We start from the raw sequence: 12,476 nt of genomic DNA on the forward strand, positions 1-12,476 counted from the left end.
CGTACCTTTTGCCCCTGTAATGCCCTTTTTCCCTTCTCCTACTTTCAAGCTCACCCCACCCTGACGACCGGCTTAGAATATCCGGCCGCCCCATCCTGCTGGATGAGTGCGGCTTTTCTTTGCCCATTTTTCAGTGTGATTCATGCAACAAGTAGTTCAGTACTTCAGCCAGTACAAAGTCAGTTACAAAAACGAAATTCTCTCGGCCTCACGGTGGCCCTGGCCTTGGTGCCAGAGGCCGTAGCCTTTTCCCTCATTGCCGGACTCTCGCCCCTGGTGGGTCTGTATGCGGCCTTCGTCATGGGCTTGGTTACCTCGCTCATCGGCGGCCGGCCGGGCATGATTTCCGGCGCCACCGGGGCTATTGCCGTGGTGCTGCTGGCTCTGGCCAAGAGCCACGGCGTGGACTACATCTTCGCCACCGTCATCTTGGCGGGCGTGCTGCAGGTAGTCGCCGGCTTGCTGCGTCTGGGCAAGTTCATTCGGTTGGTGCCGCACTCGGTCATGTTTGGCTTCGTCAATGGACTGGCTATTATTATCTTCCTCTCGCAGCTGGTGCAGTTCCAGATCGTGGACGCGGCCGGCGCGCACCAGTGGCTCACGGGCTCAGCCCCTCTACACCATGCTGGGGCTGGTAGGCCTCACTATCCTTATCATTGCCGGGCTGCCGCGCCTCACCAAAGTGGTACCGGCCTCGCTGGTGGCCATTCTGGTAGTGTCCGGGCTGGTAATTGGGCTGGGCATTTCGACCAAAACCGTGGGCGACATTGCCTCCATTAAGGGCGGGTTTCCGCCGTTCCACATCCCGGCCGTGCCGCTGACGCTGGCCACGCTGGGCATCATTTTTCCCTACGCGGCCATCATGGCCGGGGTGGGACTGATTGAGAGCCTGCTCACGCTCAACCTGATTGACGAAATCACCGAGACGCGGGGCAGCACCAACCGCGAGTGCGTGGCGCAGGGCGCGGCCAACATCGCCTCGGGCTTTCTCTTCGGCATGGGCGGTTGCGCCATGATTGGCCAGAGCCTGATTAACATCTCCTCCGGGGCGCGGGCGCGGCTCTCGGGCATCGTGGCGGCTGTCATGCTGCTCGTGTTCATCATGTTTGGCGCGTCACTCATCGAGCGGGTACCGATGGCGGCCCTTACCGGCCTCATGATTATGGTGGCCGTGGGCACATTCAGTGGGCCTCGCTGAAAACCTTCGGCAAGATGCCGGTGTCGGACCTCATCGTCATGGTGCTCGTAACGGCCATCACCGTGCTGCTGCACAACCTGGCTCTGGCCGTGCTCATCGGCGTGATTATCGCCGCCCTGGTCTTTGCCTGGGAGAATGCCAAACGCATCCGCGCCCGCAAATACGTGGACGAGGTCGGCGTGCGCCACTACGAGATTTACGGACCGCTGTTCTTCGGCTCAGCCCAGCCTTCGGCGAGAAGTTCGACGTGCTGGACGACCCCAGTGAAGTCATCATTGATTTCAAGGAAAGCCGCGTGGCTGACATGTCGGCCATTGAGGCCCTGAACAAGCTCACCGAACGCTACCACCGGGCCGGTAAAACTGTGCACCTGCGCCACCTCAGCCCCGACTGCCGCCGTCTGTTGGGCAAAGCCGATTCCATCATCGAGGTCAATATTATGGAAGACCCGCTCTACACCGTGGCCGGAGCCAACGTCATGTATTAACATTTGGCTACAACGAAAACACCGCTCTGCAAATCAGGGCGGTGTTTTTCGTTGTGGCCAGTTAGTTAGCTGGGCGCGAAGCGCCCGGCTACCGGGTGATTTCCTGGGTACGCTGCGGCTGGGCCATTTCGTAGCCCTTGCTGATTTCGCGGCGCTCGGCCCGGTCGCTGCTGTGCTCAATCACACTGCTGCCCTGCTGGCTGGCCACGGCATCGAGCGTTTGGCTGATTCGGGCAATTTCGGGCTGGTCTGTTCGGTACGAAACCTTCATCTCCGAGTGGCGGATGCCCTGCCCATCAGTCGTACTCTGAATATCGCCGGTCTTCGCGCCGCTGCCGGCCACGGCTTCTTTCACGGCTTCGGCTTGGCCACGGGCACCCGGCGCTGGCGTAACCTCGTCCACCTTGATAACGACCTGCTTCTCGTCGCCCTGCGGCGCGGGGACTGCTCCGGCGGCCCGGGGCTCCGGCGCCCCCTCGGCTGCCGGCGTGGCCGATGCCTGGTCCATGCTCCGGTCGCGGTTGTGGGGCTGAATGGCGGCGGCCTCGGCGACTACTTGGCGTACTGCACGGTCGGCCTCGCTCTCACTGACGCTAACGCCGGCATATACTTCCTGGCCGGCCTCAGCCCGGGCGTTGGTGTTCGTAATGATGGCGTGGATGATGGCAATATCGGGCTGGTCGTTGCGGTAGGTCATATCGAACTCCGCGCGACGGATGCCCTGCTCGTCAATCGTGCTTCGGATTTCGCTCGTCTTGTAGCTGTACGAACTGTTATCCAGCACCTCCTTCCAAGCCTCGGCGCGGCCGGTGGTGTTGGGGGCAACTTCGTCAATCTTCCACGTCGCGGTTTTCTCTTCAGCGGCCGGCGCGGTGGCCAGCGCCTGGGCTGGGTTTCGTTCGACGTAGCGCGCCCGGTCACGGTTCTCCTGCTGCTCGGTTTCATCCACCTTGCGGCCGGTGGGGGCGGGGTTGTCGTTGATGTACTCCTTCAGCAAAATCAGCCCCGCATCGCGGGCATGCACAAACTGCGCGGTATGCGCGGCGGCTTCTTGCTCGGACTGGTAGGAGCGGAACGGGCGCGACTCCGGCTCCGCGCCAGGACTAGCCACGGCCGCGCCCAGCACGGCCTGATTGAATCGGCGGTCGTCCGCCTCGCGCTGCTCTTGCGCTTCCGGGGTGTTCTCGCGGCGCTGCTGCTCCTGCTGGCGCGCCAGTTGGCGCTGCTCCTGCTCCTGGCGGTGCTGCTCGGCAAGGCGCTGCTGCCGCTCCGCTTCGCGCTGCTGCTCGTCGCGCTGGGCCTGGGCGCGGATTTGCTCGGCATTCAGGCCCTGCCGGGTTAACTCCAGGTCGCGGTTCCAGTCTTTTGCTACCGGATAATCTACCCGCAGGAACGTCTCCTGCTGGCGCTCCGGCTCCGGGCGTAGCTGTTCGCGCTGCCGGTATAGCTCGTGGGTCAGCACCTCCAGCTGCGCGGTGTCGGCTTTGGCCACCGACAACCGCAGTACCGTTTCCCGGTCAGAGCTGCGCTGCACCTCCAGGGCAATGGTGGGGCCGGCTTCCTGGGTGCCGTTCATCTGGCCTACCCGGTCGCTAAGCTGCTGCACCTGCTGCGCGCCGGCTTCGGCCGAGTCGTGGTGATAGGTCACTTTCAAGCCCGTGTGGTACTTGTCGCTGGTGGCGTGCCACTCCACCGGCCGCGTTGGCTCTTTGTAGGCTTCCTGCTCGGCCACGGGCACCAGCGGCCGGGCCGGGTGCAGCTCGTTCAGGTAGTTCATGTTGAACTGCCGCCCCCGGCGTCGCGGTCGTTGGCCAACACGACCTCCCGGGGCTCCTGCTTGTCAATCACCCGCTGAATCAGGGCTACCTGGGCCTCGGTCGGCGTGCCGCTGGTAGCAATGTAGATGGTGTTTTTCTGGTCCTGGCCGCTTTTCAGCTGGTGGTGGGACAACGAATCAATGGCCGACTCACTGACGATGATGCGCTCTACCTGAGTGCCTTTCCCCTCGGTGGGGTGGGATACCCAAATGCCGTTTTTAGGCAATGGAAGCAGGTTCTTGTAGTGCTCATTCTTCTGCTCGACGCTGGCCAGCCCCTCGGCGTTGTATAAGGGAAAGGCCGTGTTCTTATGCTCGTTCTGCTGCGCGGTGAAGATGCGGCCCTGAAAGGCCGGGCTGTCAATAGTCTGGTCCTCGATGCCCCGGCCGTGCAGGTACGTGCGGTCGGTCAGTTCCCGCTTCACGCCCAGCACCTCGGAAATCAGCCGCGTCCGGCGGTCTTCCTCGGCCTGGCGCTCGTGGTCGGGGTTGCCAACGGACAACGCGTTCAGCCGGGTCACGTCGGCGGCCGGGGCATAGGCACGAGTTGGGGCAGGCCCGTCATTCAGATACTCGCGTAGCTGCTGGCGGACCTGCCCCAAATTCAGCCCGTGGCCATCACCGCCCCGGGTTTTCGCAAAATCAATGACGCTGCCCTTGTCCCGGTCGTCGCCGGTATTGAGGTACACCTGATGGTCATCTTTGCGCGTGACGATGAGCACCTCCCCGTCTTTTTCGAGCTGGTGCCAGTCGCCGCGCTTGCCTTCCTTTTTTATCTGGTAGCCCTGCCGCTCGGCGTAGTCTACGAGGTCAATATCACGCTTGAACCGGTCAAGCTCGTTGGGGTCGTTCTCACGGGGTGCATTCATCGCGGGTAGCTTACTGGTGGTCTTAAATGACCAGTAGCTCCGGGCGGGGAAAGAAAAGCGGTGAGAAGTACCGCTCGGCTACCAGGAAGGCTATCCGGTCGTGGTTACGGGGGTAGGGGATTCCGCGCCGCCTGTGGGGGCTTCGGATTCGGGAAGGGGAGGGTTGCCACTGTCAAAGCATTTGAGCTGCTGCTGAAAAGTGGTCAGGGCTTCTACCGTGGGAAACAGGAAGCGGGGACTCTGGCTGTTGGGGGGGATGCGGATTACCTCTGTATCGACGGCCAGGCTGCGGAGCAGGCGCTGCAGTAAGCGCGGCTCTTCGCGTTTGAGGGAGTTGTTTTTCAGGCCCACGATGCTGGTGTAGGGAAGCTCGTGCTGTTCGCAGAACGACTTCAACTCCCCTTTGGCCAGCATCAACAGGCGAAATTGGGCGTAGCGGATGGCGTCGGCATAGGGGACGGAAAGCTTTAGGTCGGGGAAGCCCAGCGGGGCCGAAATGTGTGGAGATGGTACCATGTAAACAGTTGGTGTTATAGTGCAAAAGGTGTGAGTGGACAGATGCTTACGCAAAGAATCCACAAAGACACAAATTGCAGCTAAACGCTGCAAACAGGTAACTCAAAAAGCCAAAATAGTACGATTAGCCGTCGGTCAGCTTAATAGGTGCGGAGGCTGCGGAAACGGACTACTGCGGCTAACGCAGAAACTCTTAAGAAGTTTAAAAGAATTACTTTAGAAATCTTTCAGAACTTTATCAGAACACAGGGCGTAAAGCATCGCCAGTATGCAAGCTGCCCTGTTCTTCCTGCTGGTACTTCTGCCCCTCGCGGCCCTATTGGGGTTGGTGTGGTGGCGCTTCACCGGCAGCGGGAAGGGCAAGCCGGTGGCGCTGGTCGCCACCAGCAACCACCGGTCGGTGCGCTCCTTTCACTATGGGCCAAAGCCAACGCCCGCGCCGGCCGAAGCCGCGCCGCCCTTGTCGGCCGACAACCCCATCTCGCGCTTGATGCCCGAAGAGGATTTTCGGGCCAAGGAGGAGCAGGAGCTGCAGGCGGAAGCGGACCGCATGGAAGCCGACCAAATCACGGCGCGGGAGCTGGCGGCTACGGAATCTGCGGTGGATGCTGCAGCTGAGAATGAGGCCGCTATACCAGCAGAAGTGCCGGCCACTGAGGAGACAGAGGCCACGCCGGCCGATGCTGCGCCACCGGTAGTCTCTTCGGTTCACGCGCTAGGTACGGCGGCAGTGTCGGTTTTTGATAGGCTGGGTATAGACGAGCCGGAAAGCCCGACCACTGCGGGCATGGAAGCAGCGGCAGTTCCAGCTACTGAAACGGCCACTGCGGCTGACACTGCACATTCAGCCCCGGTAGCTGCGGCAGATGATGCCGTGCCGGAATCCCTCTATGACAACCCGATTACGACGGCCGCCCCGACCAAGAACGACCAAGCCAATCAACTGAAGCAGGTAGAGCTACGCCAGCGCAAGCGGGCAGCCCTCGCGGCCAAGAATGCCAGCCAGAAAGCGGCGCTGACAGGGCTGTATCCCGGAAAGTAAGCCGGCCCCGGCGGCCGGCACCCGACCTACTTATGAGCACGCTACCCCATCCTCATTTCTACCCTCCCGCTATGCTACCTCACTCATCCCCGCTACCCGCCGCCCCAGTCTTCCCACTTCTTCCAGTGCCCGCCCCAGCCGCCCCCAGCTGCTTTTAAGACCGGGCCAGACCTGTCTGGCCGGGGCACTGCCGCGTGCCAGCCCTGCGCCAGCCAGCCAGCCAGCCAGCCAGCTGCTGCGCTGCGCCCAATCCGTTTTCCACCGCTTCCGGGGAGATAAGCGCCCCCACACTCCATTTCCAACACCCTTTCCCCCATGTTCACCAACCCCCTTTCCCTGGCCAAGAAATTGGCTGTTGCCGGACACGCCTACCAACCATCCAAAGCAGAGAAACGCGCCTACGCCATGCTGACGGCCCTGGCGTTGTCCAACCGGGCGGCTTTTGCCCAAAGCGGTAGCGCCCAAGGTGCCCTCGAAGGGGTACAGGAAACTGTCGTGGGCATCGTGCAGGTCATCTTCGCCATTATCCTGATTATCGGCCTGATTCGCGTGGTAATGAAGTTCGTGCAGGGTGCCCCGGATGCGCTCGGCTCCCTGGGCTGGCTCGTCGGCGGGGTCATCCTGTGGTTCGGCTTCCAGCTGTTCAAGGACGACTTGGTAGGGGCCGTAGGCGGCGGCGAAGGGGGCGTACGCTAAGCCCTGAGTTTCCGCTCTCATGCGCTCCTACAAGTCTATTGAGCGACCAGCCCAGGTCCTGGGCATGAATATTCAGGACCTGGGCATCATGGTTGGCCTGTTCATCGGTTCCGTGCTGCTGCTCGGATTTCTGGGGATGGCAGTCAAAATTCCCCGCATTATCTACCTGCTCGTCATCGTCGTGGAACTGGGCCTCATCATGGGCCTGCGCTACCTGAGCCGCAAGCAAGCGCCCGGCTTCCTGATGGGGTGGCTCTCCTTCACCTTCATTCAGCCCCGCCGCCTGGCCGTGGGGCCTTTACCAACTCCCGCTCATGACAAAAAGCCAAAAACCACCGCGTTTAGCGCGGTGATGCCGGTGCATAGCTTCGAGGGCGACAAGGTCGTGTTCAAGGATGGGCGCGTCGGCGTGGGCTTCCTGGTCGAGCCGGCCGAAATGGAAAGCTGGACCATTGAAGACTACGAGGCCTTCCAGGCCGCCCTCGTCGGGGTGCTGCGGGCGCTGCCGGTGGGCAGCATCGTGCAGAAAACCGACATCTACTACGACCGGCCTTATCGGGAAGACAAAACCCAGCAGACCTACTTTGAGAACAAGATGAACAAGCACTTCTATGAACGGCTGGTGCTGTTCCAGAAGTCCTACTTGTTCATCTCGTTTGCGCCGGCGGCGGTAAAGTCGCCCAAAACCAACGCGGTGAATGCCCTGGTGGCCCGCGCCGGCGAGGCCGTGCTCAAGAATCCGTTTGCGCAGCTGGTGCAAACCCTGGAGGTGGCCGAAAGCGGCGCGGTCGAATTCATTCAGGGCATCAAGAACCTGGGCGGCGTCACCTTCGAGCGGCTCAGCAGCCAGGAAATCCACCAGCTGTACCTGCAGTACTTCAATCTCAATTTCGACGGCCAGCCCACCCGGCAGGAGCGCGAGATGGGCAACGATATGGGCACGTTCAGCGTGGGGGAGCAGAAGGTTAATGTCCTGTCGATGGTGGGGCAGGGCTCGGACGCTTACCCGGCCGTGAAAAACAGCTACGGCGTTACCGCGCCCATGCTCTACCCGCTCACGCATATTCTCCAGTGCCCGCACGTCCTCACGCAGGCCCTGATGATTCAGGATACCCGCGCTGAGCTAAGCAGTCTGGATACCGACCGCAAGCTGAATGCCTCGCTCTCCTTCCTGGCCACCCAGGATAACCACCTGCGGGCGGCCGAAGTCGAGGAGTTTACCGCCGAGGTGCGGGCCGAAAACAAGCAGATTGTGGGCCTGCACCTCTCGGTTATGCTGTGGGATACCAACGATACCAGCCGGCGGGAAAACGTCGAGCGGGCCACGGCCGCTTTCCGCTACATGTTCGGCACGGAAAGCGTCGTGGAAAGCTACCTGGCCCTGCCGGTGTTCTTCGGCCTGCTGCCGGGCAACGCCAACCAGGTACCCGACCGCTGGCTGACCACCACCGCTGACCGGGGGGCCTGCTACATGCACTGGACCGCGACCTACAAGACGGACCCGGTAGGGGAATACCTCACTGACCGGTTCCGCAATCTGGTGCAGGTGAACCTGTTCAACACGGCGCTGGACAATCAGAATGCCATGGTTATCGGGCCTTCCGGCTCGGGCAAGTCCTACACTTTCGGCAACCTGATTGTGCAGCGCTACGAGAAAGGAGCGCGGCAGATTATCATGGACGTGGGCGGCACCTACCGCAACGTGCTGCAGTCCCTGAACGGGGAGGATTTCGACAACACCTACTTCGAGTACGACCCGCAGCGGCCCATCGAGTTCAACCCCTTCATCGTGCCCCGAGACAAAGCCAACGGGAACAAGTGGCTCTACAACGATGAGAAAACCAACTTCCACCTGGCCCTGATTGCTGCCCTCTGGAAAGGGGGCAAGGATACGGGCCTGGATAAGTCGGAGCGCACCATCCTCAGCCGGTTTCTGATTGAATACTACGTGTATCTCAACGAGCACGACAAGCTGGGGCAGAAGGATGAGGAGTTTCCCGGCATGGAAAGCTTCTACCGCTTCGTGGAGCGCTACGACGCCGATATGCAAAAGCCGGTGTCGGTACCCGGCGAAGGGCAGGAAGCAGACCCGTTGGACGGCGCGCGCCGGCAGTATCAGAAAAACATGAAGTACATCGACATGCACCAGTTCTTCCTGGTGCTGGGTCAGTACATCAGCGGCGGGCGCTACGAGCGGGTGCTCAACGCCAAGCGCGACGTGGATTTGAGCGAGTACCGGCTTATCTGCTTCGACCTGGCCAAAGTGCAGGCCGACCCCGACCTGTACCCGGTGGTGGCCATGCTCATCACCGAGCTGAGCCTGGACCTGTTCCGCAAGTTCCCGGATGACGTGAAGTACATCGCCCTGGACGAAGCCTGGACGATGCTTAGCGGGGTGCTCTCGGAATTCATCGAATCCATGTACCGCACGATTCGGAAGACCAACGGCTCGGTGACCATCATCACCCAGGGCATCACCGAGATTACCAGCAGCAAGATTGGCCCGGCCATCATCAACAACTCGGCTACCAAAATTATCCTGCGCCACATCAACCCGGACTCGCTGGCCCAGCTGCAGGCCCCGCTCGGCCTGACGGGCCACGAGATGGACTTAATTAAGTCGGTGCGCTCTACCGATGCTCTGCGCGAGTTCTTCATCAAGCAGGGAGCAAAAGGGAAGGTATTTGCCCTGGAGGCCTCGCCCCAGCTCGATGCCATCCTGACTTCCAAGCCGGTGGAGCGCAACCACCTCAATAAGCTGGTGAAGTTCTACCAGCAGACCAACCGCCGCCCCAAAGTGGACAAGGCTGGCCAGCTCGTGGTCGGCACCGATGGGGAGATACAGTACGAGGACGTGAAAGTGCAGCGCCTCGACTACGCCGTGGACCAGTTTGTCGAAGATAAGCAGAGCCGCAAGCTCGGGGGAAATGATGAGCAACTTTCTAATGGTGGCCTACGGCATCGACCCGGGGTTTCTGCGCGCCTGTGACCAGACCTTAGCCATTGTGCTCACGGCCTGTCGGTTTCTGACGCCCTCGCTAATGGGCATCGCCCTGCTCTACACCATCGGGCGTGGCTTTATCAGCGGTAGCGGCCTGGCAATGGACTGGGGGCCGATTATCAAGGCTACCTGGATATTCTTCCTGCTCTTTTTCTACCAGAGCCTGATTGATACCCTGGGTACCGGCATAGCGGCCTTTACGGCCCTGTTTTCTACCGACCAATCCGCGGCCGAAGCCCTCAGCGCCCTGACCACGCCGCCGGCGGTGGCGGCAGCGGCCAGTAATGACAATATCGGGATGGGCGACATTGTATCGGGGGCGGCCGCCATGATTAGCAGCATCTCCGATACGCTCAGCTCCTTCACCTTCTCGGGCATTATGACGCGGCTTTTCACGGCCACCACCGTGCTTATCGTCCGGGAAATAATGACGTTCCTGCAACAGTTCATTCTGGGCTTCCTCTACGTTTCCGGGCCTATCGCCATGACGCTCTCCGTCATTCCGGCCTTCGGTCAGTTGGCCATGAAGTGGCTGCAGAACTTCATCGCCGTCCAGATGTGGGGGCTCACGTTCGTGCTGCTGGATACCATGTACGGCTTTTTTGCCGATACCCAGCGGGTCGCGGGTGGCATCCTGGCCAGCGGCGGGCCGGCCCAATCGGTGGATGACACCAAGTTCATGCTCATGTCAGTGGCCTTCGTGATGCTCTACATCATCGTGCCCTACCTCACGTCCATGTTCATCGGCTCCTCGGCCGTGCAGGGCTTTGCCGGCCAGATGGCCGGTATGGCAATGGGCGCGGCGACGACCGTGGCCGGGGTTGCGGCTCCCGGCGGGGGCGGTCTGGCCTCGGCCGTGGGCCGGGCAATGGGCAACGCTGGCGGCGGTAGTAGCAGTGGCGGCAGCGGTGGCGGCAGCGCAGGCAGCTCCAGTGGCGGCGGAAGTAGCAGCAGCGGAGGTGGCGGCGAAGCAAGTAGTTCCGCCTCCTCGGGCTTGCCCTCCATTACCATGTCGGACGCGCTGAACCCTTCCTACCGGCAGCGGGCCTCGGGCCTCTGGACTACCTAAATCCCCTCTTCTGAAAGGGTCTTTTCTGCTGCTCACTCAAGGGGGCGGTAGGGCAGAAAATGCCCAAACGACCTGATTTCAACCTTCCCGCCTGACTTTCTAACCAGTTATACGATGGATTCCGCCAAAGATTTGAGTACCTCCTTCTCCACCATGCGCAACCTGGCGCTGGGGAGCGTTATAGCCCTGCTGCTGGTCGCCCTGGCCTCGGGCTTCCTGGTGTACCGGGCCTACGAGAACAGCGGTAAGCGCGTGTACGTCGTCTCGCAAACCGGCTCGGTGGCGGCCCTTTCGGCCGGCACGGATGCCCACACCGCCTACGAGGCCCGCAACCTGGTGCGCCAGTTCATGCAAACCATGTTCGGCCACGACCAATACACTTACAAGGCCAACCTGGACGCAGCCCTGCCGCTGATTGAGGGCCGCGGGGGCCGCCGGATTTACGAGGGCTTCACGCGGGGCCAAGTGCTGCAGAACTACGAGCGGTACGCCGCCCGCAACGTCGTGACGGTGGATAGTGTGCTCGTGGACATGAGCAAGCGCCCCTGGGCCGGTCAGGTCTACATCAAGCAGCGCATTTTCATCGGGGGCCAGCAGAAAGAGCCGCTGCCGCTGGCAGCCAAGTTCAACCTGGAAGAAACTAACCGCTCGGATGCCAACCCCTACGGGCTGCTGATTACCAACTTCGACTACATCCCCTACACGCCCACGCTGACGCGGGAAGAAACTGAGTTGCTGCAGTCGCAGGAAGCCGACCGGCAACGTCGCCTACAGGAAGCGCAAAGTGGCTTGGCCCCGGCCCCCGATGAGGCCCCGGCTCCGGCTGCTGCCACTCGCGCGCCGGCTGGCCCGGCTCCTCGCTAACCCCTAAACCTGATGTCAATCATGCCTAATTATATCCTGCCGGCCCTGCTGGGCCTACTTTTTCCGCTGCCGGGGCCTCAGCCCAAACTGCCCGCCCGCAGCGCCCGCCTTCCTCGGTGGTAGTAGCCAATGAAACCCTGCTGGACGTGGCCGTTTCGGACAGCTCCACTACCTACCTCGTGTTCGGTGGCCCGGTGTCGCTCGTCGATGTGGGCATGGCCAATAACTACCTGGTCAAAATCGAAGCAAATGCCGTGTTCGTGCGCGCCAAACGCAAGAATGCGCCCCCTACGCCCATGCTCATTCGCTACGGCTCGAAGTATTGGATGGGGCGTCTCGTGTTTGTCAACCGGCCGGTTCTGCAACTCTATGACTTTCAGAAGGACGGGGCCCTGGGCATGAGCGGCACCGGCACGGCGGCCGGCTCGGCTCCGGAAAACGAGTTGGCGCTGGATAAGGAAGAGGAGAAGAAAAGCAGGGTCGAGGGCAAGCTCAGCCAGCTGCGCAAAGCCAAGGAAGAGCATCAGGCGGTAGCCGTGGTGGATAATGACCTGGTACTGTCGCTGGCCAACGTGCGCAACGACAAGGATTTCACCTACCTGCGCTTCAAGGTCATTAATAAGACCAACATCGACTACAACGTCGATTTCACCGACTTCCAGTTGGTGGAAAACGCCCAGAGGAAGTTTCTGGCCCGCAAAAAGAACGAAGCGCGCCGGCCGCTGGCTCCTTCGGGCGGGCTGGCCAACCAGATTATCACCGGCCGCACCACCGGCTACCTGACCTACGCCATTCCCCTGTACGCGGCCACGGAACGCGGCTACCTGGAAGTAACCCTGCGCGAACTCAACGGGGCGCGGGTGCTGGTGCTGCCGGTACCCTCGCGGGTGATTAACCGCGCCTCCACCATTTAAGGCC

General features: G+C 61.4%; 9 protein-coding genes and 1 pseudogene. 7 read left to right on the plus strand and 3 right to left on the minus strand.

The features are described from left to right. Window positions 1-142 precede the first annotated feature (142 nt). Window positions 143-1,685: pseudogene (locus LRS06_RS23640) on the plus strand (SulP family inorganic anion transporter). 88 nt (window positions 1,686-1,773) lie between these two features. Here the strand turns inward: LRS06_RS23640 and LRS06_RS23645 are convergent. The 3 genes from LRS06_RS23645 to LRS06_RS23655 form a co-directional block, all read right to left on the minus strand. Then, the gene (locus tag LRS06_RS23645) at window positions 1,774-3,462 is read right to left on the minus strand and encodes a hypothetical protein (protein WP_257873750.1); all 1,689 of its coding nucleotides are present in this window, start codon (window positions 3,460-3,462) and stop codon (window positions 1,774-1,776) included. After that, window positions 3,459-4,370, minus strand: a complete 912-nt coding sequence (locus LRS06_RS23650; RefSeq protein WP_257873751.1) for a toprim domain-containing protein — start codon at window positions 4,368-4,370, stop codon at window positions 3,459-3,461. The genes LRS06_RS23645 and LRS06_RS23650 overlap by 4 nt, the downstream gene beginning before the upstream one ends. Before the next feature lie 90 nt (window positions 4,371-4,460). Next, window positions 4,461-4,886: a hypothetical protein gene (locus LRS06_RS23655; protein ID WP_257873752.1), complete on the minus strand. Its 426-nt coding sequence runs from the start codon at window positions 4,884-4,886 to the stop codon at window positions 4,461-4,463. A 268-nt stretch (window positions 4,887-5,154) separates the two neighbouring features. On the opposite strand from LRS06_RS23655, the gene LRS06_RS23660 reads away from it, so the two are divergent. From LRS06_RS23660 to LRS06_RS23685, 6 genes are all read left to right on the plus strand, one after another. Further along, a complete protein-coding gene (locus LRS06_RS23660; RefSeq protein ID WP_257873753.1) occupies window positions 5,155-5,928 on the plus strand; it encodes a hypothetical protein in 774 nt (257 codons plus the stop codon). A 315-nt stretch (window positions 5,929-6,243) separates the two neighbouring features. Next, on the plus strand, window positions 6,244-6,624 hold the full coding sequence (locus LRS06_RS23665; protein WP_135398391.1) for a hypothetical protein: 381 nt from the start codon (window positions 6,244-6,246) through the stop codon (window positions 6,622-6,624). A 19-nt stretch (window positions 6,625-6,643) separates the two neighbouring features. After that, on the plus strand, window positions 6,644-9,613 hold the full coding sequence (locus tag LRS06_RS23670) for a VirB4 family type IV secretion system protein (protein WP_257873754.1): 2,970 nt from the start codon (window positions 6,644-6,646) through the stop codon (window positions 9,611-9,613). Continuing rightward, window positions 9,555-10,694 (plus strand): hypothetical protein, encoded by a 1,140-nt coding sequence (locus LRS06_RS23675; protein WP_257873755.1) that lies wholly within the window; start codon window positions 9,555-9,557, stop codon window positions 10,692-10,694. Before LRS06_RS23670 ends, LRS06_RS23675 begins: the two co-directional genes overlap by 59 nt. A gap of 114 nt (window positions 10,695-10,808) precedes the next feature. Next, the gene (locus tag LRS06_RS23680) at window positions 10,809-11,558 is read left to right on the plus strand and encodes a conjugal transfer protein TraK (protein WP_257873756.1); all 750 of its coding nucleotides are present in this window, start codon (window positions 10,809-10,811) and stop codon (window positions 11,556-11,558) included. Between the two features lie 116 nt (window positions 11,559-11,674). Next, the gene (locus LRS06_RS23685; protein ID WP_257873757.1) at window positions 11,675-12,472 is read left to right on the plus strand and encodes a conjugative transposon protein TraN; all 798 of its coding nucleotides are present in this window, start codon (window positions 11,675-11,677) and stop codon (window positions 12,470-12,472) included. The last annotated feature ends 4 nt before the right edge of the window (window positions 12,473-12,476 follow it).

Origin of the sequence: Hymenobacter sp. J193, from assembly GCF_024700075.1 — a bacterium.
Taxonomy (GTDB): Bacteria; Bacteroidota; Bacteroidia; order Cytophagales; family Hymenobacteraceae; genus Hymenobacter.